This window comes from Jannaschia aquimarina (genome assembly GCF_000877395.1).
Taxonomy (GTDB): domain Bacteria; phylum Pseudomonadota; class Alphaproteobacteria; order Rhodobacterales; family Rhodobacteraceae; genus Jannaschia; species Jannaschia aquimarina.
Genome location: NZ_JYFE01000005.1, coordinates 1 through 24,593, shown reverse-complemented (window position 1 = coordinate 24,593; position 24,593 = coordinate 1). Strand labels below are relative to the sequence as shown.

At 68.0% G+C, this 24,593-nt stretch carries 25 protein-coding genes; 17 read left to right on the top strand and 8 right to left on the bottom strand.

Going from position 1 to position 24,593, the window contains the following annotated elements:
* The first annotated feature begins 279 nt into the window (after positions 1-279).
* From jaqu_RS00860 to jaqu_RS00835, 6 genes are all read left to right on the top strand, one after another.
* Positions 280-1,116, top strand: a complete 837-nt coding sequence (locus jaqu_RS00860) for a MurR/RpiR family transcriptional regulator (RefSeq protein ID WP_043917042.1) — start codon at positions 280-282, stop codon at positions 1,114-1,116.
* A 23-nt stretch (positions 1,117-1,139) separates the two neighbouring features.
* Positions 1,140-2,261, top strand: a complete 1,122-nt coding sequence (locus jaqu_RS00855; RefSeq protein ID WP_043917041.1) for an ABC transporter substrate-binding protein — start codon at positions 1,140-1,142, stop codon at positions 2,259-2,261.
* Between the two features lie 81 nt (positions 2,262-2,342).
* Positions 2,343-4,073 carry an ABC transporter permease gene (locus tag jaqu_RS00850; RefSeq protein ID WP_201774340.1) on the top strand — a complete coding sequence of 577 codons (1,731 nt, stop codon included), beginning with the start codon at positions 2,343-2,345 and terminating at the stop codon, positions 4,071-4,073.
* 9 nt (positions 4,074-4,082) lie between these two features.
* On the top strand, positions 4,083-5,141 hold the full coding sequence (locus jaqu_RS00845; RefSeq protein WP_043917039.1) for an ABC transporter ATP-binding protein: 1,059 nt from the start codon (positions 4,083-4,085) through the stop codon (positions 5,139-5,141).
* Positions 5,141-5,740, top strand: coding sequence for a histidine phosphatase family protein (locus jaqu_RS00840; RefSeq protein ID WP_201774339.1), 600 nt, complete (start codon positions 5,141-5,143; stop codon positions 5,738-5,740). Before jaqu_RS00845 ends, jaqu_RS00840 begins: the two co-directional genes overlap by 1 nt.
* A complete protein-coding gene (locus tag jaqu_RS00835; protein WP_043917037.1) occupies positions 5,740-6,654 on the top strand; it encodes a calcium/sodium antiporter in 915 nt (304 codons plus the stop codon). Before jaqu_RS00840 ends, jaqu_RS00835 begins: the two co-directional genes overlap by 1 nt.
* Before the next feature lie 281 nt (positions 6,655-6,935).
* Here the strand turns inward: jaqu_RS00835 and jaqu_RS00830 are convergent, their stop codons facing one another.
* The 3 genes from jaqu_RS00830 to phaZ form a co-directional block, all read right to left on the bottom strand.
* The gene (locus jaqu_RS00830; RefSeq protein WP_043917036.1) at positions 6,936-7,502 is read right to left on the bottom strand and encodes a DUF6151 family protein; all 567 of its coding nucleotides are present in this window, start codon (positions 7,500-7,502) and stop codon (positions 6,936-6,938) included.
* Between the two features lie 183 nt (positions 7,503-7,685).
* Positions 7,686-7,970, bottom strand: coding sequence for a hypothetical protein (locus jaqu_RS00825; protein WP_043917035.1), 285 nt, complete (start codon positions 7,968-7,970; stop codon positions 7,686-7,688).
* A 20-nt stretch (positions 7,971-7,990) separates the two neighbouring features.
* A complete protein-coding gene (gene phaZ, locus jaqu_RS00820; protein WP_043917034.1) occupies positions 7,991-9,304 on the bottom strand; it encodes a polyhydroxyalkanoate depolymerase in 1,314 nt (437 codons plus the stop codon).
* A 133-nt stretch (positions 9,305-9,437) separates the two neighbouring features.
* Between phaZ and jaqu_RS00815 the strand changes: the two genes are divergently transcribed.
* Positions 9,438-11,258 carry a PHA/PHB synthase family protein gene (locus jaqu_RS00815; RefSeq protein ID WP_043917033.1) on the top strand — a complete coding sequence of 607 codons (1,821 nt, stop codon included), beginning with the start codon at positions 9,438-9,440 and terminating at the stop codon, positions 11,256-11,258.
* 243 nt (positions 11,259-11,501) lie between these two features.
* A complete protein-coding gene (locus jaqu_RS00810; RefSeq protein ID WP_043917032.1) occupies positions 11,502-11,951 on the top strand; it encodes a hypothetical protein in 450 nt (149 codons plus the stop codon).
* 45 nt (positions 11,952-11,996) lie between these two features.
* Here jaqu_RS00810 and jaqu_RS00805 read toward each other — a convergent pair whose 3' ends face one another.
* Entirely contained in the window at positions 11,997-12,809 is an 813-nt protein-coding gene (locus tag jaqu_RS00805; protein WP_052500687.1) for an aminoglycoside phosphotransferase family protein, read from the bottom strand.
* 151 nt (positions 12,810-12,960) lie between these two features.
* On the opposite strand from jaqu_RS00805, the gene phaR reads away from it, so the two are divergent.
* Positions 12,961-13,533, top strand: a complete 573-nt coding sequence (gene phaR, locus jaqu_RS00800) for a polyhydroxyalkanoate synthesis repressor PhaR (protein WP_043917031.1) — start codon at positions 12,961-12,963, stop codon at positions 13,531-13,533.
* On the opposite strand, the gene jaqu_RS00795 is transcribed toward phaR, so the two are convergent.
* Both jaqu_RS00795 and jaqu_RS00790 read right to left on the bottom strand, forming a co-directional pair.
* On the bottom strand, positions 13,534-14,034 hold the full coding sequence (locus jaqu_RS00795) for a GrpB family protein (protein WP_043917030.1): 501 nt from the start codon (positions 14,032-14,034) through the stop codon (positions 13,534-13,536). It abuts the gene before it with no gap.
* Entirely contained in the window at positions 14,031-15,254 is a 1,224-nt protein-coding gene (locus tag jaqu_RS00790) for a hypothetical protein (RefSeq protein WP_043917029.1), read from the bottom strand. The genes jaqu_RS00795 and jaqu_RS00790 overlap by 4 nt, the downstream gene beginning before the upstream one ends.
* 181 nt (positions 15,255-15,435) lie before the next feature.
* On the opposite strand from jaqu_RS00790, the gene otnK reads away from it, so the two are divergent.
* From otnK to jaqu_RS00765, 6 genes are all read left to right on the top strand, one after another.
* On the top strand, positions 15,436-16,695 hold the full coding sequence (otnK, locus tag jaqu_RS00785) for a 3-oxo-tetronate kinase (protein ID WP_043917028.1): 1,260 nt from the start codon (positions 15,436-15,438) through the stop codon (positions 16,693-16,695).
* A 7-nt stretch (positions 16,696-16,702) separates the two neighbouring features.
* A complete protein-coding gene (locus tag jaqu_RS00780) occupies positions 16,703-17,317 on the top strand; it encodes a DUF4178 domain-containing protein (protein ID WP_043917027.1) in 615 nt (204 codons plus the stop codon).
* Positions 17,314-18,597 carry a DUF4178 domain-containing protein gene (locus jaqu_RS00775; protein ID WP_043917026.1) on the top strand — a complete coding sequence of 428 codons (1,284 nt, stop codon included), beginning with the start codon at positions 17,314-17,316 and terminating at the stop codon, positions 18,595-18,597. The genes jaqu_RS00780 and jaqu_RS00775 overlap by 4 nt, the downstream gene beginning before the upstream one ends.
* A 3-nt stretch (positions 18,598-18,600) precedes the next feature.
* Positions 18,601-18,753, top strand: a complete 153-nt coding sequence (locus jaqu_RS21545) for a hypothetical protein (protein ID WP_161793811.1) — start codon at positions 18,601-18,603, stop codon at positions 18,751-18,753.
* 10 nt (positions 18,754-18,763) lie between these two features.
* Entirely contained in the window at positions 18,764-18,988 is a 225-nt protein-coding gene (locus jaqu_RS00770) for a DUF350 domain-containing protein (RefSeq protein ID WP_043917025.1), read from the top strand.
* 62 nt (positions 18,989-19,050) lie between these two features.
* A complete protein-coding gene (locus jaqu_RS00765) occupies positions 19,051-20,574 on the top strand; it encodes a polyamine aminopropyltransferase (RefSeq protein WP_043917024.1) in 1,524 nt (507 codons plus the stop codon).
* A gap of 37 nt (positions 20,575-20,611) precedes the next feature.
* Here the strand turns inward: jaqu_RS00765 and dtd are convergent, their stop codons facing one another.
* Positions 20,612-21,049 carry a D-aminoacyl-tRNA deacylase gene (gene dtd / locus jaqu_RS00760; RefSeq protein ID WP_043917070.1) on the bottom strand — a complete coding sequence of 146 codons (438 nt, stop codon included), beginning with the start codon at positions 21,047-21,049 and terminating at the stop codon, positions 20,612-20,614.
* 127 nt (positions 21,050-21,176) lie between these two features.
* Between dtd and glpD the strand changes: the two genes are divergently transcribed.
* A complete protein-coding gene (gene glpD / locus jaqu_RS00755) occupies positions 21,177-22,745 on the top strand; it encodes a glycerol-3-phosphate dehydrogenase (protein WP_043917069.1) in 1,569 nt (522 codons plus the stop codon).
* A gap of 283 nt (positions 22,746-23,028) precedes the next feature.
* On the opposite strand, the gene trhO is transcribed toward glpD, so the two are convergent.
* Positions 23,029-23,925: an oxygen-dependent tRNA uridine(34) hydroxylase TrhO gene (gene trhO, locus jaqu_RS00750; protein WP_043917023.1), complete on the bottom strand. Its 897-nt coding sequence runs from the start codon at positions 23,923-23,925 to the stop codon at positions 23,029-23,031.
* 65 nt (positions 23,926-23,990) lie between these two features.
* On the opposite strand from trhO, the gene pncA reads away from it, so the two are divergent.
* Positions 23,991-24,593 (top strand): bifunctional nicotinamidase/pyrazinamidase (gene pncA, locus jaqu_RS00745; RefSeq protein ID WP_043917022.1); only part of this gene is annotated, 603 nt, incomplete at its 3' end.

Below are 24,593 nucleotides of genomic sequence, written 5' to 3'. Positions count from 1 at the left end.
CGACCGCGCGATGGGGGCAACCCCCGTGCACCCCCTGTGCACCCCCCGTGCAGACAGAGGACATACGCGACCGATGCACAGATCCGGAGCGAACTGTGCGCCCGTTCGCTTGACCGGGGCCGTGTTCCGAGATCGGGCCCTTGTTCGGCGGCGCCGGGTCGCAGATGCGCCACCGGGATCCGCGTCCGTTCGGGGCCGTGTCTGCTTGCAGGTCTGCAAATACACTTGCAAGACAGAAACTGCCATGCAAGAAGAAATGCAATTCAGGTCGGAGAATCCGTGTCCCTCATCGAGAAGATCGCAGATCGAGCCCAGAGCCTGACGCCCAGCGAGCGGCGTCTGGTGAAGACGGTCATCGAGAGTCCGACCGCCGCGGCGCTCGGGACGGCCGGAGAGCTGGCGCGATCGGTCGGCGTTCACGAGGCGACGGCGTCCCGGCTGGCGAAGAAGCTGGGATTTGACGGATACGCCGCTTTCCGCGACGCCCTGCGCGACGAATTCATCGCCACGCGCGAGACGGCCACGCGCTTCGAGAAGACCATCGCGGACAGCACGTCCGATACGATCCTAGGCAAGCTGGCGCAGGACGAGGCTCAGGCCCTCGGCCGCATCGAGGAATTCATCCGGCCCGACCAGGTCGTGGAGGCCGCTGCCGTCCTGATGGGGGCGGGGCGCATCTTCATCTACGGCTATGGCAATGCCGAAGTTCTTGCGCTGATGATGGTCAAGCGCTTCCGCCGTTTCGGCAAGGAGGTCCAGCAACTCGGAAACGATCCGCGCGCGCTTGCCGAGCAGATGCTCGGACTGGAGGCGGGCGACGTGGTGCTGAGCTTCGCGTTCCGCCGGGCGCCGCGCGGACATGCCGCCCTGATCGAGACGGCGCGCGAGGTGGGGGCCACAACGGTCATGGTTTCGGGCAATTCCGGTGCGTTTCTGGCGCCTCGGCCGGATCACCTGCTGACGGCGCCGCGCTCGGGCGATCCGGATGCATTCCAGACGCTGACCGTGCCGATGACCATCTGTAACGCCATCGTCATAGCCGCGGGTCTTACTGCGAAGGAGGAGTCGCTCAGGAAGCTGGACCGCCTGGGACAGCTGATCGAGCGGTTCGAATAAAGAGGGTCTCAAGGGAGGACCAAATGACTGCACTGACAGCGACGCGCTTCGGCGCGATAGGTATTGTGTTGTCTTCGGCCGCGATGGCCGACGGGCACGTCAACGAGATGTCGCCGGACGAATTGCTGCCGCTCGCCCAGGAAGAGGGCACGGTGACCGTCTATTCGTTCACCAGCCGGATCGGACGGGTGGAGACGGCCTTCGAGGAGGCCTATCCCGGCATCGACCTGCAAGGGTTCGACATCTCGTCGACCGAGCAGATCGCGCGACTGCGCGCCGAGGCGCAGGCCGGTGTGACCAATGCGGACGTGATCTACATCTCCGACACGCCGGTCGTGCTGACCGAACTTCTGGAGACGGGCATCATCGCGCCGTACGTGCCGCCCCGCGTGGCCGACCGGGTGCCCGAGCAATACAAGGACCCGCTTCTGGCGCAGCGCCTCTCGACGAAGGTGCTGATGTATAACGAGGAAGCCAATCCCGACGGCGCGCCGGTCGACAGCCTCTGGGATCTGACGCGCGAGGAATGGGTTGGCCGGGTCGTGATGGTCGATCCGCTGCAGCGGGGCGATTACCTCGATCTGATGACCGAGATCGTGCTGCGCTCGGACGAGATGGCCGAGGCGTACGAAGCGGAGTTCGGAGAGGCCATCGACCTCGACGGTGCCGCGAATGCGGGCGAGAAGTTCATCATCGACCTCTTCGCCAACGATGTGATCCTCGTGGGGTCGACGGATGACGTGAACGTCGCGGTCGGTGCGATGGGTCAGGACAATCCTCCTGTCGGGTTCACCAGCTATTCGGACCGCCGCGACAACGAGGACGAAGGCTGGGCGTTGCAGGTCGCAAACGACGTCGCGCCCGCGCCGGGCATCATCTTCCCCGCGATCCTCGCGCTTTCGGCCGAGCCGCAGAACCCCGCGGCAGCCCGTCTGGTCATCGACTTCCTGATGGGGGACGAGACCGAAACCGGCGGGCCGGGACTGGCCCCGTTCTATGTGGCGGGCGACTACGTCACCCGGACCGACATCCCGCCGCATCCCGATGCGGTGCCGCTGGACGACTTCACCGCGTGGCGGATCGACCCGGCCGAGACGGCGACCATCCGGGCCGAGATCGGCGACCTGATCCTGACGCTGCAATAGGCGCGCTCGGGGCGGGCAGATGGATTGCCCGCCCCCCCTGTTTTTCACTCCTGAAGGAATGTCTCGATGGCGGATGCGGCCATGACAGGGCACGGACGGCGCGTGTGGTTCCGCCAGGGCACCCCGCTCAAGATCGCCGTGCTGGCGATCCTGATCGCGCTGATCGTTCTGCCACTGGTTCGGACGGTGCTGTTCACGCTGCAGCCGGAGACGATCCGGGCGTGGTCGGACGTCCTGACGGGACGATTGTCGACGAACCTGTTCTACAAGCCGCTTGGCAACACGCTCCTGATCGGCGCGGTCGTGTCGACGGGTTGCGTCCTGCTGGGCGGATTCCTGGCATGGCTTGTCGTGATGACCAATGTCCCGTTCCGACGGACGATCGGCGTGATGGCGACGCTGCCCTTCATGATCCCGTCCTTCGCGGCGGCGCTGGCCTGGGGGGCGCTCTTCCGCAACGACCGCGTTGGGGGTCAGGTCGGGTGGCTTCAGGGCCTGGGGCTGGACATCCCCGATTGGCTGGCCTGGGGCATGGTGCCGACGCTGATCGTGCTGACCCTGCATTACTTCAGCCTGGCCTTCACGATCATCGCCGCGGCGTTGGCGACGGTGAACTCGGACTTAGTGGAGGCGGCGCAGATCGCGGGTGCGAAGGGGCGGCGCATCCTGATGGGGATCATCCTGCCGGTCACGACGCCGGCGCTGGTGGCGGCGGGGTCGCTCTGCTTCGCGGGGGCGGTGTCGAACTTCGCCACGCCGGCGCTGCTGGGCCTGCCGGTGCGGATGCAGACCCTCTCGACCCGCCTGTTCGGGATGATCGAGGTCGGGCAGGTCGGGCGCGGCTATGTGATCGGCATTCTGCTCGTGCTGATCTCCGGCGCCTTCCTCTGGGCCGGGAACCGGATCGTGTCGGGCCGCCGGTCCTATACGACGATCACGGGCAAGGGCGGGCGGGCCAAGCGGTTCGATCTGCGTGGCGCGCGCTGGCCGCTCTTTGCCGTGGCGATGGTCGTCATGCTGAGCTCCACCGTGGTGCCGGTCATCGTGCTGACCGCGTCGAGCCTCGCGCCGTCCTCGGCCAACCTCTTCTCGGACTGGACGCTGCATTACTGGATCGGCCAGAGCGATCCGTCTTTCGCGCAGGGCATTCCCGGCATTGCCTACAACGAGGATATCGTGCGGGCGCTGACGGTCACGCTGGGCCTGGGCCTCGCGGTGGCCTTCACCGGCATGTTCGTTGGGCTCCTGGCCTCCTACACCACGGCCCGCTTCCGCGAAGGCTGGATGTCGGCGGCCATCACCCAGATCAGCTTCCTGCCACTGCTCGTGCCCGGCATCGCCTTCGGCGCGGCCTATATCGCCTATCTCGGCGCGCCAATCGGGCCGTTCCCGGCGCTCTACGGCACCTTCGCCCTGCTCGTCATCGCGGCCACCGCCTATCTGCTGCCCTTCTCGGTGCAGACGGGGCGCGCGGTGATCCAGCAGGTCGGCGGCGAGCTGGAGGAGAGCGCGCGCATAACCGGAGCCGGCTTCGCGCGGCGGCTTGCCGCGATCACGGTGCCGCTCGCGATCCGGGGGCTTGCGGCGGGCGGCATCCTGATCTTCGTCAAGATCATCCGCGATCTGTCGCTTGTGGTGCTGCTCTTCACGCCGACGATGCCGGTCCTGTCGGTCCTGGCCTATCGCTACGCCTCCGAAGGCTTCGGCCAGTTCGCCAACGCGATCACCGTGGTGATCCTGTTCCTGTCCATCGCCGCGACGCTGATTGCCAGCCGGTTGCAGGCCAAGTCGCAGCCGTGGCTGCAGAGCTGAGGGAGTTCGATGCTCGAGATCCGAAATCTGACCAAGCGGTTCGGCGCGGTCGAGGCCGTGAAGGACGTCTCGATCGCGGTCCCCGACGGCGCGTTCCTCGTGCTGCTCGGGCCGTCGGGCTGCGGCAAGACCACGCTCTTGCGGATGCTGGCCGGGCTGGAACTGCCGAGCGAGGGGCAGATCGTCTTCGACGGCCAGACCGTCTCGGATGGCGATCGCGACTGGGCCGTCGATCCCGCGAAGCGCAATTCGGGGCTGGTATTTCAGTCCTACGCGCTCTGGCCGCACATGTCGGTGCGCGGGAACGTGGACTGGCCTCTGAAGGTCATGAAGATGCCCAAGGCCGAGAGGGCCGCGCGCGTGGATGAGGTGCTGAAGCTGCTGGAGATCGGACAACTCGCCGACCGCTACCCGAACGAGATCTCCGGTGGACAGCAGCAGCGCGTGGCCATCGCGCGCACGATCGCCCCGAAGCCGTCGGTCCTGCTGTTCGACGAGCCCCTATCAAACCTCGATGCAAAGCTGCGGGTCGAGATGCGGACGGAGCTGATGCGCCTGCACCGCGCCACTGGCGCGACCACGGTCTACGTCACCCACGACCAGATCGAGGCTATGACGATGGCCACCCATGTCGCCGTGATGAACGAGGGCCGCGTCCAGCAATTCGGCCCGCCCGCCGACCTGATCGAGCGGCCCAAGACGGCCTTTGTGGCGACCTTCGTGGGGACGCCGCCCAACAACATGGTGCCCGTGGTCAAGAACGGCACCGGCTACAAGGTCGGTGGGCGGCACATGCCGCTGAGCCCGCCCGCAGAGGAGTGCATGGCCATGTACCGCGCCGAAACGATGGCCCTCGCCGAGACGGAGGGCGAGACGACCCTGCCGATGGAGCTGGTCGAGATCAGCGCCATCGCCGGACGCACCATGGTCACCGGCCTGCGCGACGGGCTTCGCCTCACCGCCATCGTGGATCGTCCGCCCGCTAAGCGGATTGGCGAGACGGTGCAGTTCCGCCTGCCGTCCGAACCCGATAGCTGGTTCGGCCCCGATGGCGAGAGGATCGTCTGATGCGGCTGCTTCTGGTCCGCCACGGGCAATCCGAATGGAACGCCGCGCGCCGCCTTCAGGGTCAGGCCGATATCGGCTTGTCCGAGCTCGGCCGCGCGCAGGCCGATGCGCTCAGGCCGGTGATCCAAAGCATCGGTCCCTGTCGCACCGTATCTTCGGATTTGGAGCGCGTGCGCGAGACGGCCCGGCGCGTGGGCGCCGACGCCCCCCGCCTGACGGAAGGTTTGCGAGAGATCGACGTGGGCGACTGGACCGGTCGCGCCGTCGACGACATCCGCGCCGAGAGCGAAGAAGCCTGGCTGGGCTGGCGGGCCGGAACCCACTCTCCGCCCGGTGGCGAGAGCTGGGAGACTTTCGCGTCCCGCGTGGAGGCCGCAATCGAAGAGGAACGGCGCGATCCCTGCGACAACCTGTTGGTGACCTGCCATGGCGGCGTCATCCGCGCGATCCTGCAACGCTATATCGGGCTCGATCCCGCCCGCATCATTCCGGTGGCCCCCGCCAGCCTGAGCGCGATCCGGGTGGCGGCGGGCAAGCCGCCGCGCCTCGAACTTCTCAATTACCTGCCCGACGACCTGGAGTTCGGAGCGCCGGACTGATGCTTCTCGAGACCGCCTTTCTGGCCGCCGGATGCGGCCTGCTTTTTCTTGGCGGCGACTGGCTCGTGGACGGGATCGCGGGACTGGCGGGGCATCTTCGGGTCCCGCCCGTGATCGTCGCCTTCGTCGTGATGGGGTTCGGCACCTCCGCGCCCGAACTGTTCGTGGCCATCAACGCCATGTCCGTCCCCTCGCCGGATGTCGCGATGGGAAACATCGTAGGCAGCAATATCGCCAACCTGTTGCTCGTGCTGGCGATCACCGCGCTGATCGCGCCGCTTTCCATCGACCGGGACGTCCTGCGCATCGACGGGACTGCCATGTTGGTCGGTGCGCTTGCCCTCGCATTCGTGTGCTCTGACGGAGTGGTTTCGGTCGGCGATGCGGTGGGGCTGGTCGCGGGGATGCTCTGCTATCTGGCGCTGCGCTGGCGGAGCCTGCCCGACACCGACGAAGCCGAAGATCCCGGGGCGCATCGCCTCTGGGCCGCGGCAGCCGTGTGCCTTGCCGCGCTTGTGGCCCTTCCGCTCGGCGCGAATCTCTTCATCGGCGCCGCGATCGACATCGCGGGCCGCCTCGGCGTGTCCGAAGCTATGATCGGCCTGACGGTCGTCGCCTTGGGCACCTCGCTCCCGGAGCTTGCCGCCTGCGTGGCCGCGGTCCTGCGCCGGCACTCCGGCATGATCCTCGGCGGCATCCTCGGGAGCAACGTCTTCAACGGCACGATCGTGCTGGCCGGGGCGGCCATCGTGGCGCCGGTCGGGGTCGGAGACGCCTTCCTGACGTTCTGGATCCCGGTGATGGTCGGCGCTTCGGTCGTCACGCTGGCCTTCCTGCGGACGGGATACATCCTCTGCCGACGCGAGGCGGCGGTCATGCTGGTCGCCTATGCGGCCCTCTTCGTGCCGCTCTAGATCTTCGTCAGACGCGACGGCGCCGATGATCGGAGGTTCGACCGGATCCGTCCCGGGCCGCGCATGTCCGATCCGTCTGTGGACCCGCTCGGCGATCTACCCAACGCCACCCTGCATCGCTACGCTCTTCCGCAGCACATGACGGAAGGGATTCGCGATGCGTATCGTCTCGGTTCTGATGATCTGCCTTGGCCTCGCGGCCTGTTTCGGGCCGGACGCGCCGCCGGAGCCGGATCCGATCATCATTCCCCCGATGGAGTGAGCGGAGGCGCCCCGCGCGCCTAGCTCTGGCGGACGCCCATCAACGCGGCAGCGCGCTGCTCTCGCGTCAGGACCTGAGGCGGGACGGCGGGCGCGCCCTCGTCGTCGAAGAAGGGCGTCTCGCGCCATTGCCCGTTCAGGTTCTTGGCCGCCATGCGCGTCGCCATCCGCCCGACCATCCTGAGGGCGCCCTTGTGACGGTGGCCCGATCCGGTCGGCACGAAGCCTTCGGCCCGGACGGGGCCCAGATCGCCGTCCACCCGGTCCGCATTCACGCCGACATGGACCAGCCGCGCCTTGAGCGGGGTGTAGAAGAGCGGCGTGTCGCAGCAGGTCGCGTACCAGCGCAGTGCGCCCTTGGCGGTGTGGCGAAAGACCCGCAGGTTCTCTCCGCCTTCGTCGATATGGACCTGATCCTGACTGGTCTGAACGATGCCCACCTTCTCGGGGTCGGCCATCCCCAGATGGGTGTAGGCGGCCCGGCAATCGTCACAATGGCAGACGATGTGGGTGTAGGCGGACGGATCCATGTCCGACAGGTGACCGCGCAGGCGGCCGCAGCGGCAGGCGAAGGGCAGGTCGGGCATGGCGACGCTCCGGCTGGAAAGGCGGCGACAGGGTTGCGGGCCGGGGACGAGGTGTCAACGGCGGATGGGGGCATCCGGATCGGGCCGGTCGGGGATCACGGTGATCCGGAGGCCTTTGCCCTCGAGCAAGCCCTCGGGGCCGACCGACGCTGACATCGAGACGCGTCCTCTGGGGCGTGCCGGTCATGTCGAGAAGGGCGAGCATAGCCAAGCCGCTGTCGAGACATCGCAGGTCGACCCGGCAGAGCCGCTCGACGTCAAAGCGGACGACGGCATGACGCTCGGTGCGTGGAAGCCGTCGGCACCCACCTCGTCCGTCATGGTCCAAGCGTGCAGGTCGCGCCGCGCGCCCCCTCGGTCGGACAGGTCCAATGCGCGGATTTCGGCGTCGTGGAACCTGTCGCCCGTCGCGAACCGGCTGATGATCTCCGCGCCGCGGGGCAGACCCCGGAGCAGGCATCCGGCCATCCGCTGCGCGCTGCTCGCCTCTAGACGGGGAAGGCGTGCACGTTCTCGCCGCCCGGCGCTTCGGGTCCCTGGCGCTTGGAGCCGCGGCGCTTGGGCACCGGCCTGCCCGCATTGGCGTCGATGAAGTCGAGCACCAGGGGGCGGATGTTCTTGCGCCACGATCGGCCCGCGAAGATCCCGTAATGGCCGGCCTCGGGTTCGAGATAGCTGGCCTTCTTGGCGTCGGGCAGGCCGGTCAGCAGGTCCAGCGCGGCGACGCATTGGCCCGGCGCAGAGATGTCGTCGCGCCCGCCTTCGACCGTCTTGACGGCGACGTCGGTGATCGACCCGATGTCGATCATGTGTCCCGCCACGGTGAAACGGTTCTGCGCCACTTCGAGACCCTTGAAGATCCGTTCGACCGTCGAGAGGTAGAATTCCGCCGGCATGTCCATGACCGCGAGATATTCGTCGTAGAACCGGTTGTGCTTGTCGTGATCCGAGGCCGAGCCGTTGGCGACGGCCATGATCTGGTTCCAGAAGGCGGTCCCGTGCGTTTCGGCATTCATGGACATGAACGAGGCCAGTTGCAGCAGGCCCGGATAGACCATCCGTCCCGCACCCGCATGCTGGAAGCCGACGCGCTGGACCATGGATTGCTCCAGCTGGCCCATGGTCACGCGGCGGCCGAAATCGGTCACCTCGGTGCGGGCGGCGTCGGGGTCGATGGGGCCGCCGATCAGGGTCAACGTGCTGGGCTGCGCCTTCGGCTCCTGCTCCGCCAGAAGCGCGGTGGCCGCCAGGGTCAGCGGCGCCGGCTGGCAGACGGCGATCACGTTCACGTCCGGGCCCAGATGGCGCATGAAGTCGGTCAGGTAGAGGGTGTAATCCTCGACATCGAACTTGCCGCAGCTCACGGGGATGTCGCGGGCATTGTGCCAGTCGGTCACCCAGACATCCGCATCCGGCAGAAGCGAGGCCACCGTCGACCGGCAGAGCGTGGCATAGTGGCCCGACATGGGTGCGACGAGAAGGATCCGCCGCTCCATCGGAGCGCGGCCTTGGACCTCGAACCGGACCAGATCGCCGAAGGGGCGCGGCATCTCGATCCGGGGTGTGACGACATGGTCCTGATCGTCGGCGCCGGGGATCGGCAGGATGTTCCAGTCCGGCTTGACCACCATGCGCTGGAAGGTTCGTTCCGTCACCTCGCCCCAGGCGGCCATCAGGCGGAAGGCGGGGTGGGGCGCGAGCGCGAGGGCCGGGTAGCTGCCCATCGTGCGCGCCGTCGCGCCGAGCCAGGCATTCGTGTTGCGGGCGGTTTCCATGAAGTCGTAGGCAGCCATGAAGCGCATGTCGGCTCCTCCTGCTGAGGTGGCGCCCGGCTCGCGTGCGGTGCAAAGTCGGGAATGAGTCGAGTGTCTAACCGATTGTGCTATAGCGGCGACATTGCCAGAAGGTTGCATTCGACTGGGGGGATGGCAAGCGATGACGGAACGTGGCCGGGACAGCGGGTCCCAGAGTGACCTCGCCGACGCAGAGGGGTTGGAGCGTCTGAACGCCAACCTCGCGCGGATGGACGAGTTGACCAAGCGGCTGGTCGCCGCGCTGGCTCAGAGAGAGGGGCATGACCCCGGATTGCAGGGGCCGGGACCCGAACTCTATGCCAAGGCCATGGCGGCCTATTGGTCCGAGATGGCCAACAACCCCGCCAAGATCATCGAGAAGCAGGTCTCTTACTGGGGGGATGCGCTGACCGCCGCGGTGAAGGCGCAGCAGGCAGCCCTGCGCGGCGAGGCGGCGCGCGATGACCTTCCCCGGGACAAGCGGTTCAAGGATCCGATCTGGCGTGACCATCCTTGGTTCAGCTACCTGCGGCAGCAATATCAGATCAGCGCCGATGCGATTCGCGACACGGTGCAGGAACTTGACGGGCTGGACCGCTCCGACAAGCGCCGGGTGGAATTCTTCAGCCAGCAGATCCTGGACCTGTTCAGTCCGACCAACTTTCTGGCCACCAATCCCGAAGCCATGAAGCGCGCCGTGGAGACCGAGGGCGAAAGCCTGGTCAAGGGGCTGGAGAACCTCGTCCGCGATATCGAGCGCAACGAAGGCGACTGGCTGGTCACCCTGTCGGACCCGGATGCCTTCGCTCTGGGCGAGAACATCGCCACCACCGAAGGCTCGGTCGTCTACCGCAACCGGATGTTCGAGCTGATCCAGTACGCGCCCACCACCGAGAAGGTCGCGCGCAAGCCGCTGCTGCTGTTCCCGCCCTGGATCAACAAGTTCTACATCCTCGACCTCAAGCCCCAGAACAGCCTGGTGAGGTGGATCGTGGATCAGGGTTTCACGCTCTTCGTCGTCTCCTGGGTGAACCCGGACGAGAGCTATGCCGACGTGCGCATGGAGGATTACGTCCGCGACGGCTATCTGGAGGCGGTCGCTCAGGTGAAGGCGATCACCCGTCAGAAGAAGATCGACGCCATCGGCTACTGCATTGCGGGGACCACGCTGGCCGCCACGCTGGGCTACATGGAGAAGATCGGCGACGACAGCATCGACACGGCCACCTTCTTCACCACGCTTACCGATTTCAGCGATCCCGGCGAGATGGGCGTCTTCCTGGACGACGATTTCGTCAAGGGAATCGAGCGGGAGGCCTCGGCCAAGGGCTATCTCGACAAGTTCTTCATGGGTCGGACGTTCAGCTACCTGCGGTCGAACGATCTGGTCTACGGGCCCGCGGTCCGGTCCTACATGCTGGGCGAGGCGCCACCCGCCTTCGATCTGCTGCACTGGAACGGCGACGGCACCAACCTGCCGGGGCCGATGGTGACGGGCTATCTGCGCGACCTGTGCTTGGGCAACAAGCTGGTCGGCTCGGGCTATGAGCTCATGGGCGAGCGGGTGACGCTGGCGGACGTGAAGGTGCCGCTCTGCGCCATCGCCTGCGAGACGGATCACATCGCCCAGTGGAAGGGCAGCTTCGAGGGCGTCAAGGCGATGGGGTCGGACGACAAGACCTTCATCCTGTCCGAAAGCGGGCACATCGCCGGCATCGTGAACCCGCCGTCCAAGAAGAAGTACGGCCATTACACGCGCGGCGGCGCCGTCGAGGGCACGCCCGAGGAATGGCAGGCCGCGGCCGCCTTCACCGAAGGGTCGTGGTGGCCGCGCTGGGCCGAATGGCTTCGCGATCATGCCAGCGGAGCCGAGGTCAAGGCGCGCACGCCCGGCGACAAGGCTCATCCCGCTCTGACCGACGCGCCGGGCACCTATGTCCGCCAGGAGGGCGCGGCCGCCTGACGATCGCGCCGCGTGCTTGGGCGACGGCGGATCAAGGGGTTCGCCCGCGTCCGGGCTGCCCTTGCGTCAATGCAATTGCGGGTTGCGACAAAAAATAGGACCGATCCGGATGCTGCAGTGCAGAAAGTACTTGCATTGCCGCAGTGCAGCACGTAGATACCTCGCATCCGCAGCAAAGACTGCGAGAGGCGCCAGGCGGTGCCGAACCACCGGAACGAACGCGAAAGCGAAAGGATTTTCAAGATGACCAAGTCGACCGACTTCACCAAGTACATGACCGACATGATGGGCATGATGCCCGTCGACACCTCTGCCATGCAGGACGCCTTCAAGACGCAGGCCGCCTTTGCCGAGAAGATGTCGAAGGTCGCGCTGGACGCCGCCGAGCAGTCCGCCGAGATCAGCCACAAGTGGACCCGCGAGACGCTGTCGAAGATGGGCCCCGTCGCGACCGTCAAGGAAGACGCGTCCGACTACGCCAAGGCCATGACCGACTTCGCGTCGGCCTATGCCGAAGTCTCGGCCGAGAACATGGCAGCCTTCGCCGAAGTCGCCAAGAAGGTCCAGATGGACACGATGGAACTCCTGATGGCGGCCGGCAAGGAAGCCCAGGAAGATGCGACCGTCGCCGTCAAGAAGGCGACCGCGCAGGCCTCGACGGCCACCAAGAAGGCCGCTGCCGCCGCGAAGTGATCGCAGCTGACGGTTTAGGAACGGGGCGCCTTCGGGCGCCCTTTTTCATGCGCGCGACATGAGGAGCGCGAGCAGGTCGAAATCCGGGTGGTCGATGACGCGTGGCCCGGTCGTCCACCGGATCGAGAGCGCGCATTTCGCCGCCGCCCACCGCGCGAGACGGATGCGAGGCACGCCCATCGCCTGCGCCCAAAGCGTCGTCATCGCGTCGATCCGCCCCGGGGTCCTGATGATCTCCGCCGCCCCACGCGGGTTCCGCAACGCATTCGCCATCTCGTAGGCCGGATCGCCTCGGACTCCCTTCGCATCGAAGGCGCACCAGCCTCGCGCGCCCCGTCGGGCATTGTCATGATGCAGATCGCCATGGAGCGGGCGCCATTCGGTCGTAGTGGCCAGCATTTCCCGCGCCAGTGCCGCGGCGCGGCGCATCAGGTCGGGGGCGGGGCAAGCGGGCGAGAAGTGCATCCCGTCGAAGGATGCGAACCACGTGCCGAGATCGGGTAGGTCCATGGGGCGAGGCGGCGCGCCATGCAGCCTCCGCGCCACGCGCGCCAACCGCCGGCCGGCCGCATCGTCGCAGCCCGCCCGGACCAGATCGCCCAGCGACGGGCCGTCGAGCCATTCGATCAGCGCCGCGTGGCCATAGGCGGCCAGGATCCGCGCGCAGGCACGCCCATCCGTCGCACGCATCCAGTCGAAGCCCGCCGCTTCGTTCCCCATGTCTCTGCGGCGGTAGAGCTTCAGTGCCGCAGACCCCCCGTCGGTGCGGACGCGCCAGACGCGTGCCGCTGCCGTTTCGGCGACGAGGTGGGGCTCGCGGGCGCCGAAGCGCCGCATCAGATCGGCCGGCGGATGCATGTCCTGATGCTGCGCCGCCGATCGCCGAATGACCAGATCGAAGCAACCGCACCCGCGCCCCGGACCGCGGCGACGCAGCGGCAGGCGCTTTTCGCTTGGAGATTCCGTTCCGCGGGTCCATCGTCGCTGCGACTGCGAAGGGGAGACCGGGATGGCGGACGACACGAAACCGCTGCTGATAAAACGCTATGCGAGCCGCAGGCTCTACAACACCGAAACCAGCGACTACGTCACGCTCGAGGATATCGCGAGCTTCATTCGCGCCGGGCGCGAGGTTCAGATCGTGGATCTGAAGTCGGGTGACGACCTGACGCGCGCCTATCTTCTCCAGATCATTGCCGAGCACGAGGCCAAGGGCGACGCCGTCCTGCCTATCGGGGTGCTGACGGATCTGGTCCGGTCCTATACCGGCGCGACGCAATCGGTGGTGCCCGACTTCCTGGCAGCCAGCTTCGAGATGCTGCGCTCCGGCCAGTCGAAGATGATGGAGAACATGGCCGCAATGAACCCGATGGCGCAGATGCCGGGGTTCAAGGCGATGCAGGACGGGCAGGCTGCCTTTCTCAAGGCGATGTCCGGCGGCGTCAGCGGCGGGGGGTCCGCGCCCGAACCCGAGGATCTGGCGCCGTCCGAGCCATCGGCGGACGCGTCCAAGGAAGAACTGGACGCGATCCGCAAGCAACTCGCCGACATGCAGGCGATGCTGGCGAAGATGAACAAGTGATCAGCGGCCCAGCGCCGCGCGGATGATTGGCCCCTTGGCTTCGGCATAGTCACCGCGCGGGACGCGCCGGGCCAGATCGGTCTTGAGCGCCGCGTAGGCATCTCGCAAAGTCCTGTCGGCGCGCAAACGGTCCCGAAAGGCGATCTGTTCGCCAAGCTCCGGCGCGTCGGGGCTATAGACATGGAGATTGTGAGTCCGCCGCCCGTTTCGGGTCTTTATGAACAGCAGGCCGCTTCGTTCTCCGCGCGCCGCGTAGCCTGATCGCTCCAACCCGACGGAGAGGGCGGCGTGATGCTCCGGTCGGGCGACCAGCGCGAGATCGAGGATTGGCTTGGCGGCCAGATCCGGGACGGACGCGCTCCCGATATGGTGCAACCAGGCCTCCGGAGGCATCACCTTCGCAAGCCGGCGCGTTTCCGTCTCGAAAGCCCGCGCCCAGCGGGGATCGTGCGGCATGAGGTCGACGCGGCCGGGCGCTTGACCCAGACCGTCGTCGCTCATTGTGCGGGGACGAAGCGCTCGGCCAAGAGCCGGATCTCTCCGCTTGGATCGTCGCCCCGGGCACGCACCCCGATCGTGTAGCGGCCCGGCGCCGCGCGATAGGCGACGAAGCTGTCGAAACTGCCGAAACTGTCGTCGCCATGGGCGACCTCGCGGCCCGCGCGGTCGAAGATGCGAAGCTCGGGATCGGCATCGGTCGCGACCGCTTCCAGTACCATCAGCCCGCCCTGCGGCAGGTCCATCGTGAACCAGATCGCATCCTGCGACGACGGCGCGGTCGCCACGAGTTCGGTCTGCAGCTCGCCCAGATGTTCCGGCTGGACCGGGTCGTCGGGGCCCGGCGCGAAATCCATACGGGCGAGCCGGCGCAGACGCTCTGCCACCGGATCGAAGGCGCCCAGCGTCACCGTGATCGGCGTCCCGCCATCGTCCAGATCCTCGACCTCGACGCAATAGACGCCCAGTCCCGGCGGATCGCGCAGGTCGATCCGGGCGTTCAGCCCGTCGAAATCGTCATTCTCCTCGAGAATCTCGCCCGACGGGCCGCGCAGGCGGATGAGCGGATCGCCCGTCTCGCTGACGGCGGTGATCGTCATGGCGAGATCTTCCTGCGCGAGTGCGAATTGCAGGGCCGGCTGCGCCGCCGCGGGTGCCGTCATTGCGATGGGCGTCTCCAGCGTCGCGGCGTCGACGGGCGTCTCGCTGAAGAGCGCCACATCGTCCGCGCCGCAGCCGCCGGTTTCGGGCGCAACGACCCGGGTCGGCGGAAGCAGATCGCCATACTCGAAGAGATCCGCCGGACCCAGCAGCACCGATACGTCCAGAATCGACGTCTCGTAGCTGCGCGAGGCCAGGCAGTAGGTCCCCGCGGGCAGATCCGCGACGATCCGCGCGCCGAGGTCTCCGCCGCTATCGTCGTCCGAGGCGACCTCGTTTCCGGTCTCGTCGTAGATCGCCGCGTAGGGATCGCCGTCGGGCACGGCGCGGATATCGGCGCGGACGGTGCCCGGCTCCGACAGGCTGAAGAGGTGCACGGCATGACCTGCGATGGGCACCCGCGCGGCCAGGTCGACCAGTTGGTCGGCGCCGGTCAGGTCCGACGTCTCGGACGCGCCGCCGACCCAGCTTCCGACGAGGCTGATCCCGCCGCAGAAGGGGGCCTCCTCGGCGGCGGCCGGCAAGGCGGCACAGGTCGCGAGGACGGTCAGGACGAGGCGCATGGTCGGTACTCCGCTGGCAGGGTGGCGCAAGGGTAAGCGCCGGACGCGCCGTGCGAAAGGTCCGGACCCGATGCCGACGCGACCTTTCCGCATCACTGCGGCCCCAAAAATGAGGCGCGGACGGGCCGCGTGGTTTTCCGGACGGCCCGGCCCCGCCATTCTGCGGGCGGGGAGACTGCTCATGTCCGACGCCTTCTTCGGTGCCATTGCCGACGACTTCACCGGCGCGACCGATCTGGCCGCGATGCTGGCACGTGGCGGCGTGCCGGTGCGCCTTCATATCGGCGTGCCCGAAGGCGGCGCGGCCGGTCCGTTCGAGGTCATCGCGCTTAAGATCCGCACGATCCCCGCGGAGGACGCCGTGGCCGAAGCGCGGCTGGCGGCGAAATGGCTGCGCCACCAGGGCGTGCGGCGGCTGTTCTGGAAGTATTGCTCCACCTTCGATTCGACCCCGCGCGGCAATATCGGTCCCGTTGCCGATGCCCTGATGGCCGAGCTCGGCGCAGAGCGGACGGTGCATTGCCCCGCCTTTCCCGAGAACGGGCGCCGCGTCTTCATGGGCAACCTCTTCGTGGGCGAACAACCGCTCGACGAGAGCCCGATGAAGGATCACCCGCTGACGCCGATGCGCGACGCGTCGCTCGTGCGGTTGCTTGCGGCTCAGGCGCAGCGCGACGTGGGACTGGTGGCGTTTCCGACGGTGCGCGGCGGAGCCGACGCGACGCGCGACGCGATCGAGCGGTTGCGCGGGCACATCGTGCTCGACGCCGTTGAGGATGCGGATCTGGACGTTCTGGCTCAGGCCGCTTCGCATCTGCCGCTGATTTGCGGGGGTTCGGCCCTCGCGGCTCCTCTGCCGGCCCTCTGGATGGAGTCCGGCGTGGTGGCGCAGGGCGGCGCCTCCGCCTTCGACGCACCAAGCGGCGGGCGGCTCGTCCTCTCCGGCTCCTGCTCCGAGATGACGCGCCGGCAGGTCGGGGCCTATCTCGACCACGCCGCGGGCTACCGGCTGGACCCCATGGAACTGGCGCAGGGCGGGCTGGCCGACGCGCGCGCCTGGCTGGCCCAGCGCGACCCTCAGGCCGACACCATCGTCTATGCCACCGCCGAGCCGAAATCCGTCGCTGCCGCACAGGAAAAGCTGGGCGTCTCCCGCGCGGGCGCCCTGGTCGAGGACGCGCTCGCGACGCTGGCCACCGACGCCGTCGGGCGCGGCATCGGCCGCATCGTCGTCGCGGGCGGCGAGACGTCGGGCGCCGTGACGCGCGCGCTGGGCGTGCGCAGCCTGACGATCGGGCCGGAAATCGCGCCCGGCGTGCCATGGTGCCTTGCCGATACCGGCCCGGCGCTGGCGTTGAAATCCGGCAATTTCGGTGGTCCCGACTTCTTCGCCGACGCCTTCGCGCTGCTCGAGGGCGGGGCGCTGGCCTCGGCCTCCTGAACCGCGCATGGCAGCCGACCTCCGCTCCTGCCCCAATTGCGGCGGCGCGCTGCCCCGGCTGCTGGCCCATGCGCGCATGGTCGATTGCGAATTCTGCGGATCGTCCATCGTGGTCGACGATCAGGTCGTCGCCAAGGCGGGCGAGGCGGGCGAGATGCTGGACGCCCCCGAACTCATCGGCCTGGGCCGCGCCGTTCAGTTGGGGGATTTCGGGATCTTCACCGCGACGGGCCATGTCCGCTACGATTACGGGCGTGGCCACTGGGACGAATATCACGGCTCCTTCCTGACCGGCGATCTGGTCTGGGTCTCGGTGGACGAGGGCGACGTGGCCATGCAGACGCCGCTGCCGAAATCCGAATGGCCGCACGCGCGCGACGCCTTCCGCCTGGGCGGAGAGGTGACCGTGCGCAATATCAACTGGCGGGTCAGCGAAGTGGAGAACGCGACCTGCGTGGCCTTCCGCGGCCAGCTTCCCGAACCGGTCGCCGTCGGCGACGTGCATATGTATGCCAACCTCTCGGCGCCGGGCGGCCTGATCCTCTCTGGTGAGAGATGGGACGGTGGCATGGCCTGGTTCGCGGGCCAGTGGATCGACCCGTTCGAGGTGCGGCCCGCATGACCCGGTCCGGCGACACGCGCGCGATCAACTGCACCAATTGCGGGGCGGGTCTGCCCGTCCTCGGTGGCGGGCGCGTGGTGACGCAGGTCTGCTCCTATTGCGGGGCGCAGCTCGACGCGAACGACGCCTACAAGGTGCTCGCCGTCTTCGCGGGGATGGAGCGGCCCGAGACGCCGTTCGCGCTGGGCCAGACCGGGCATCTGAAGGGCGCGGACTGGACCATCGTCGGCACCATCGGGATGGTCGAGCGTTACAAGAGCCGGGAATGGCGCTGGACGGACCATCAGCTCTATTCCCCAACCCACGGCTATGCCTGGCTGACGGTCGAGGATGGGCATCTCCTCTTTACCCGCAAAGTGCGTGACTGGCCTGCCGGCAGCTGGCTCACCTCCGCAGCGGTCGAGCGGTCGGAAAGCCCGCCGTCGCGCAATTGGCGCGGCCGGCCCTATCGCTACTACGCCACATCCGACTGGGTCTGCGATTTTGTCGAGGGAGAGTTCACCTACAGGCCGGAAAAGGGGGACAGAGGCCGGACGATCTCCTTGATGCCTTTTGGCAATGCCCACGACATGCTGGCCTATGTCTCCTCTGGCCAGCGCGAGAACGAGGTCGAGGTCACGACCTATGCTCCCGAGGCGGCAGAGGCTTTCGGCGTCGAAGCACCGCGCCCCCAGGGCGTCCATCCGTTGCAGCCGTTCGAGGCCAAGCCCGGATCGCGCTTCTACCCGCTCTGGTTCGGAGGCATGGCGGCGGCGGCCTTCGCGTCGATCTTCGTGATGCTCGCCATGCGCGGCGATTACGTCGATCTGGGCGAGGGCCCGCTCGACGCGCTGCCCATCGAGGCGGAGTTCGAGGTCGCCAATGCCGCCCGACCGGTGCAATTGCGTCTGAACACCGACAGTTCCAACAACTGGGCCGCCTTCGAGATCGCGATCACCGGTCCCGACGGCACGCCCGTCGCCGAGACCTTCCGCGAGGTGGATTACTACCATGGCCGTTCCGGCGGAGAGAGCTGGTCCGAAGGCAGCCGCCGCGCCACGCTGGGTTTCCAGCCCGTCGCGGCCGGACCCCACCGCGTCACCGTGGATCTCGAAGAGCTGGGCCGCGACCAGGGCACCGTCAGCCGGATCGAGGTGCAGATGCGCGAGGGTCTGACTACGATCCGCTGGGTGTTGGGTGCCTTCGTGGTCTTCGCGATCGCGCTGGCGTTTACCGCATCGGCGCGGCTGCGCCACCGGATGCGCCGCTGGGCCGGGTCCGACTGGACCGAGGAGGATTGAGAGATGATGCGCCTGATCGTCGTGGTCGCTTCGCTGGCCGTGCTGGGGGCCGCCGTGAACGCTTCCTGGCGCGGGGTGGGCGGCGTGTCCACGGATGTCGCCCGCAGCGTGCGCACCGGCTCGGCCGGGGGCGTCGGATATGTGAGAGTCAAATAGGAGAAACGCCATGGCCGCCTTCGACGGCATTCTGTTTTCCGAGATCGTCGCGACGATCTTCTACAGCTTCTTCGGCCTCAGCCTGCTTCTGGCTTGCTGGTGGCTGGTGGAGCTGTTCACGCCCTTCTCGCTGCGCAAGGAGCTGGAGGAAGACCAGAACATCGCCATCGCCATCGTCATGGGGGCGATGTTCGTGGCGCTCGCGGTGATCATCTCCTCCGTCATCCGGGCGTGAGCACGGGCGGAGAGGGTCGGGGGGACAGCCCCCCGGATCCCCCCCCGAACCCCACGGAGTTCTTGAGCCGAGAGGAAGAAGGCGCGTTCGACCGCCGCGGCGCCGTCCTCTGGCTTCTGTCCGCCACGCTGGTCGTCTCGGTCGCGGGGCTGATCTACGAGCTGATCGCGGCCACCGTCTCGGCCTATCTGCTGGGCGACACGATCCGGCAGTTCAGCTTCGTGATCGGCATCTTCCTCGCGTCGATGGGCGTGGGTGCCTGGGCCTCGCGCTTCGTCGTCGATCCGGTGGCCGGCTTCGTGCGCGCGCAGGTCGGGCTGGGCGTGATCGGCGGCGTGGCCGCGCTGGCTACGTTCTTCGCCTACGCCACGGTGGGCGCGGTGGCGCTGCCGCTCTACGGGGCGCTGGTCGCGGTGGGGCTCTTGTCGGGAATGGAGATCCCGCTGCTGGCCCGCGTCCTCAAGGAGATCGGCGCCGCGCGCTTCCGGTTCGAGAACGTGCTCTCGGTCGACTATCTGGGCGCGCTGGTGGCCAGCCTGTCCTTTCCGGTGCTGATCGTGCCCAACCTGTCGCTGATCTCGGCGGGGCTGGCCTTCGGGCTTCTGAACCTCGCGGTGGCGGGGGGCACGCTGTGGCTCTTCCGGGACCGGCTGGGCTGGGCGGACCGCGGCGCCTGGGGCGGGGCCTTCGCACTCGTCGCGGGGCTTCTGGCCTTCGCCGTACCGCTGGGCGCCGCCATCGACGCGCGCCTCTACGAAGATGAGATCGTCTATTCCGACCGCTCCGCCCACCAGCAGGTCACCGTCACCCGCCACCGGGGCCGCACGCGCCTCTATCTCGACGGGGCGGTGCAGTTCGATACCGCCGACGAGGCGCGCTACCACGAATTCCTGGTCCATCCCGCGATGTCCGTCGCCCCGCGCCGCGCCCGCGTGCTGATCCTCGGGGGCGGCGACGGCATGGCCGTGCGCGAGGTCCTGCGCTGGGACCCCGAAGAGGTCGTGCTCGTCGATCTGGACCCCGCCGTCGTCGCGCTGTTCCGCGACCGGGACGACCTGTCGGCGTTGAACGGCGACGCCCTGCGCGACGGCCGTTTGCGGATCGTCCATGCCGACGCGTTTACCTGGATCCGCGAGGGGGAGGATGCCTTCGACGTCGCCATCCTCGACCTGCCGGACCCGCGCAATCTGTCGCTCTCGCGGCTCTATTCGGTCGAGTTCTACCGGCTGCTCCGCCGCCGGCTGTCGGCGCAGGGCGTGGTGGTGACGCAGGCCGGCTCGCCCATGTTCGCATCGGACGCGTTCTGGATGGTGGCGCGCACGATGGAGACCGAATGGGACGTGACGGCCTATGCGAACTATGTGCCGTCCTTCGGGCTTTGGGGCTTCGCGCTGGGTGTGCCGCCGGGATTGCGCTCCGACCTGCGCGACCTGCCCGAAGGGCTGGACGTGCTGACGCCAGAGGCCTTCGCGGCAGCACAGGTCTTCGACGCCCAGATCGGCCCGCGCGACGGACCGGTCAACCGGCTCTCCGATCACGCGCTGCCACGGGCCTACGAGGCAGGCTGGTCGGAATGGTTCGAGTAGGAAACCCGCGCCGCGCCGACGCACGGGCGGCCGGGCGCTACCGCTCGATCGGGATCGTCACCGGCCCGTCATTCACGAGGCTCACCGCCATGTCGGCGCCGAACCGGCCGGTTTCCACGCCCACGCCCTCGGCGCGCAGGCCGGCCACGAACCGCTCGTAAAGCCGCTCTCCGTCGTCCGGCGCGGCGGCGGCGGAAAAGCCGGGCCGGTTGCCGCGTGACGTGTCCGCCGCCAGCGTGAACTGGCTCACCACCAGGGCACCGCCTCCCGTATCCAGCAGCGAGCGGTTCATCCGCCCCTCCGCGTCGCGGAAGATGCGCAGCTTGGAGATCCGGCCCGCCAGCGCGTCGGCATTCGCCTCCGTGTCGCCCTGGACGGCGCAGACGAGGATCATCAGGCCGGGACCACAGCGGCCCACGACCTCTCCGCCGATGGCGACCTGCGCCTCGGACACCCGCTGAACGATGGCTTTCATGGGCGCGTGATCGGGCGCGGGCCGGCCTGCGTCAAGGGGCGGATGCGGCCGCCGTCCGACGAGATAGCTATTGTTCGCGCGCAAACGAAAGTCTAGATGTTCGCTCATGTTCGGATCGGGGGCAGAGATGCGCGAATCCTACGACCTCTTCGTGATCGGCGGCGGAATCAATGGCTGCGGCATCGCGCGCGACGCCTCGGGTCGGGGCCTCAGCGTCGGACTGGCCGAGATGGGCGATCTGGCCGGGGCCACCTCTTCGGCCTCGACCAAGCTTTTCCATGGTGGCCTGCGCTATCTCGAATATTGGGAAGTGCGCCTCGTCCGAGAGGCGTTGCAGGAACGCGATGTCCTGCTTCGGAACATGCCGCATATCTCCTGGCCCATGCGCTTCGTGCTGCCGCTCTCGCCCGAAATGCGGTTCGAGGGCGGAACCCCGACCTCCAAGCTTCTGGGCACGGTGATGCCATGGCTCAAGGGCCGCCGGCCCGATTGGCTGATCCGCACCGGCCTTCTAATGTACGACACGCTGGGCAAGTCGAAGATCATGCCCGGCACGGCCACGATCTCTCTGGACGGCACCCCCGAAGGCGGACCATTGGAGGATCGCTTCCACAAGGCGTTCGAGTATTCCGACGCCTGGGTCGAAGACAGCCGCCTCGTCGTGCTGAATGCCCGCGACGCCGCCGCCCGCGGCGCCGAGATCCACGTCCGCACCCGCGTCGTCAGCGCCGTGAGGGAGGGCGACGAATGGCTCGTGACGCTGGAAGGTGAACGCTCGGGACAGGTTCGTGCGAAGATGCTGGTGAACGCCGCCGGGCCCTGGGTCGGCTCGGTCATCCACGGGGTCGTGCGGTCAAATGCCCGCGAAGGCGTCCGGCTGGTGCGCGGTAGCCACGTCATCACCAAGCGGCTCTGGGACCACGACAAGTGCTACTTCTTCCAGGGCGAGGACGGGCGGATCATCTTCGCGATCCCCTACGAATACGACTACACGCTGATCGGCACGACCGATGCCGAGCACGAGGATCCCGACAAGCGCCCCACTTGCACGCCCGAGGAGCGCGACTACCTGATCGCCTTCGCCAACCGCTACCTGAAGGCCGACATCACCACGGACGATGTCGTCCACACCTATTCCGGCGTGCGCCCGCTCTATGACGACGGGGCCAAGTCGGCCACGGCGGCGACCCGCGACTACGTGCTCAAGGTGGAGGATTCGGGCGCGCCGGTGCTGAACGTCTTCGGAGGCAAGATCACCACCTATCGCCGCCTCGCCGAACACGCCGTCGAAAAGATCGGCCAGCACCTGAAGCTGACCGGCGGCGGCTGGACCCATTACGTGCCGTTGCCGGGGGGCGACTTCCCGGTGGACGGGCAACACGGGCAGGCTACGGCGCTCAAGGCGGCCTATCCGTTCCTGACCGACCATTGGGCCATCCGCCTCGTGCGGGCTTACGGGACGCAGGCGCCCGAGGTTTTGGGTGCGGCCAAGACCGCCGCGGATCTGGGCGAGGATTTCGGCGCCACGCTGACGGCGGCCGAGGTCGCCTGGCAGATGGACGAGGAATGGGCCCGCAAAGCCGAGGATGTGGCTTGGCGCCGCACCAAGCTGGGCCTGCGCCTCGACGAGGCGCAGATGTCCCGGCTCGACGCCTGGATGGCCGACCGGCGCGCATCCTCGCAAGCGGCGGAATGACGCCGATCCGCCGGGCGGGCGATTTTTGATGCCTGCCTTTGCCGACCCGTGTTAGCCTTGCGGATAGGTTAACGCGTCGAACGGTCCGTCAGAGCATTCAGATCGTCCGGCGTGTCTTCGTTTGGGAGGCGACGAATGACCGATTTCTTCATCCTCGCGGTCGCGGTGTTCGCGGCTGTCGTCCTTGTCCGGCTGCTGACATCCGGATGGGAACCCGTCGAGGAGGAGGAGCGCGAGGAGGTCTGACCTCCGCTCCCGTCGACGCGCGGCATCGACGGACGCCCTATCCGGTCCGCCCCAGATGCGCCTCGCCCCGGCGCTCCGCCAGCGCCATCTGGCGCGTCCGCTCGCGGAAGCGCGCCCGGTCCTCTTCCGAGAATTCGCCGATGCACAGATGGCAGGACACGCCGTCTTCCCAGTCGGGGCGCCGGGTATCCGCCGCCTCTACCGGCCTGCGGCAGGCCCGGCAGAGCACGTGGTCCGTCCCGGCCAGCCCCGGACCCAACGCCACCCGCTCGTCATAGACGAAGCAGCCGCCGCGCCACGCGCCGCCATCCGGCCGCTGCGCCAGATAGGCCAGGATCCCGCCGTCGAGCTGCGCGACGTCCACCCCCTGCTCGGCCAGAAAGGCGCCCGCCTTTTCGCAGCGGATGCCGCCGGTGCAGAAGGTCGCCAGCCGCTTGCCCGCAAGGGCCGCGCGGTTGGCCTCCCACCAGGCGGGGAAGTCGCGGAAGGTCTCGGTGCCGGGCACCAATGCGCCGTCGAACGTGCCGATGGCGCTCTCGTAGCCGTTGCGCACGTCGATCACCGCCACGTCGTCCGCGGCGATCAGCGCGTCCCAGTCCCCGGGCGCGACCCGGCGCGCGGTCGGTCCCAGCGGACCGGGCCGCCCCATGCTGACGATCTCCCGCTTCAGGCGCACCTTCAGCCGCCCGAACGGCGGCGCGTCGGCCCGCGACAGACGCGGCGCGAGGTCGGCGCAGCCGGGCAGGGCGCGCAGCAGGCCGACCGCCTCCGCCACCGCGTCGTCCGTCCCGGCGATCGTGCCGTTCACGCCCTCTTCGGCCAGCAGGACAGAGCCCTTGATCCCCAGCCGGCAGAACGGCCCCGCGAGCGCCGCGCGCGCAGCCACGGGATCCAGCGGCGTGAATCGGTAGAAGCCGGCGACGGTCCAATCCATGCCCGCCCGCTATCCGATTGCGCCCGCGCCGCCAAGGCGGCACCCTGCGGCCCGGAGGTGCGCCCATGTCCGACACGACCGACACGAAACAGGCCCTGATCGTCATCGACGTGCAGAACGGCTTCTGCCCCGGCGGCAACCTCGCCGTTCCCGACGGCGACACGATCGTTCCCGGCATCAACGCCCTGATGGACGACTTCCCGCTGATCGTCCTGACCCAGGACTGGCACCCGGCGGGGCATTCGTCCTTTGCCTCCTCCCATCCCGGTCGCGCGCCCTACGACATGGTGGACATGCCCTACGGCCCCCAAGTGCTCTGGCCCGACCATTGCGTGCAGGGCACCGAGGATGCCGCCTTCCACGCCGATCTCGCCATCGACCGCGCCCATGTGGTGATCCGCAAGGGCTGGAACCCGGCCATCGACAGCTATTCCGCTTTCTTCGAGAACGACCGCGCCACGCCCACCGGGCTGGGCGGATATCTGGCCGAGCGTGGGGTCACGGCCGTGACGCTGGTCGGCCTCGCCACCGATTTCTGCGTCAACTATTCCGCCCTCGATGCGGCGAAGCTGGGCCTCGACGTCACCGTGCGAGAGGATCTGACCCGCGCCATCGACCTCGACGGCAGCCTGAATGCGGCGCGCGATGCGATGCGCGGGGCGGGGGTC

Bases quoted from the DNA above. Each gene is read 5' to 3' on its own strand.
- jaqu_RS00855 (WP_043917041.1), top strand. From the start codon at position 1,140: ATGACTGCACTGACAGCGACGCGCTTCGGCGCGATAGGTATTGTGTTG.
- jaqu_RS00850 (WP_201774340.1), top strand. From the start codon at position 2,343: ATGACAGGGCACGGACGGCGCGTGTGGTTCCGCCAGGGCACCCCGCTC.
- jaqu_RS00845 (WP_043917039.1), top strand. From the start codon at position 4,083: ATGCTCGAGATCCGAAATCTGACCAAGCGGTTCGGCGCGGTCGAGGCC.
- jaqu_RS00840 (WP_201774339.1), top strand. From the start codon at position 5,141: ATGCGGCTGCTTCTGGTCCGCCACGGGCAATCCGAATGGAACGCCGCG.
- jaqu_RS00835 (WP_043917037.1), top strand. From the start codon at position 5,740: ATGCTTCTCGAGACCGCCTTTCTGGCCGCCGGATGCGGCCTGCTTTTT.
- jaqu_RS00830 (WP_043917036.1), bottom strand. From the start codon at position 7,502: ATGCCCGACCTGCCCTTCGCCTGCCGCTGCGGCCGCCTGCGCGGTCAC.
- jaqu_RS00825 (WP_043917035.1), bottom strand. From the start codon at position 7,970: ATGGCCGGATGCCTGCTCCGGGGTCTGCCCCGCGGCGCGGAGATCATC.
- phaZ (WP_043917034.1), bottom strand. From the start codon at position 9,304: ATGCGCTTCATGGCTGCCTACGACTTCATGGAAACCGCCCGCAACACG.
- jaqu_RS00815 (WP_043917033.1), top strand. From the start codon at position 9,438: ATGACGGAACGTGGCCGGGACAGCGGGTCCCAGAGTGACCTCGCCGAC.
- jaqu_RS00810 (WP_043917032.1), top strand. From the start codon at position 11,502: ATGACCAAGTCGACCGACTTCACCAAGTACATGACCGACATGATGGGC.
- jaqu_RS00805 (WP_052500687.1), bottom strand. From the start codon at position 12,809: ATGCATCCGCCGGCCGATCTGATGCGGCGCTTCGGCGCCCGCGAGCCC.
- phaR (WP_043917031.1), top strand. From the start codon at position 12,961: ATGGCGGACGACACGAAACCGCTGCTGATAAAACGCTATGCGAGCCGC.
- jaqu_RS00795 (WP_043917030.1), bottom strand. From the start codon at position 14,034: ATGAGCGACGACGGTCTGGGTCAAGCGCCCGGCCGCGTCGACCTCATG.
- jaqu_RS00790 (WP_043917029.1), bottom strand. From the start codon at position 15,254: ATGCGCCTCGTCCTGACCGTCCTCGCGACCTGTGCCGCCTTGCCGGCC.
- otnK (WP_043917028.1), top strand. From the start codon at position 15,436: ATGTCCGACGCCTTCTTCGGTGCCATTGCCGACGACTTCACCGGCGCG.
- jaqu_RS00780 (WP_043917027.1), top strand. From the start codon at position 16,703: ATGGCAGCCGACCTCCGCTCCTGCCCCAATTGCGGCGGCGCGCTGCCC.
- jaqu_RS00775 (WP_043917026.1), top strand. From the start codon at position 17,314: ATGACCCGGTCCGGCGACACGCGCGCGATCAACTGCACCAATTGCGGG.
- jaqu_RS21545 (WP_161793811.1), top strand. From the start codon at position 18,601: ATGATGCGCCTGATCGTCGTGGTCGCTTCGCTGGCCGTGCTGGGGGCC.
- jaqu_RS00770 (WP_043917025.1), top strand. From the start codon at position 18,764: ATGGCCGCCTTCGACGGCATTCTGTTTTCCGAGATCGTCGCGACGATC.
- dtd (WP_043917070.1), bottom strand. From the start codon at position 21,049: ATGAAAGCCATCGTTCAGCGGGTGTCCGAGGCGCAGGTCGCCATCGGC.
- glpD (WP_043917069.1), top strand. From the start codon at position 21,177: ATGCGCGAATCCTACGACCTCTTCGTGATCGGCGGCGGAATCAATGGC.
- trhO (WP_043917023.1), bottom strand. From the start codon at position 23,925: ATGGATTGGACCGTCGCCGGCTTCTACCGATTCACGCCGCTGGATCCC.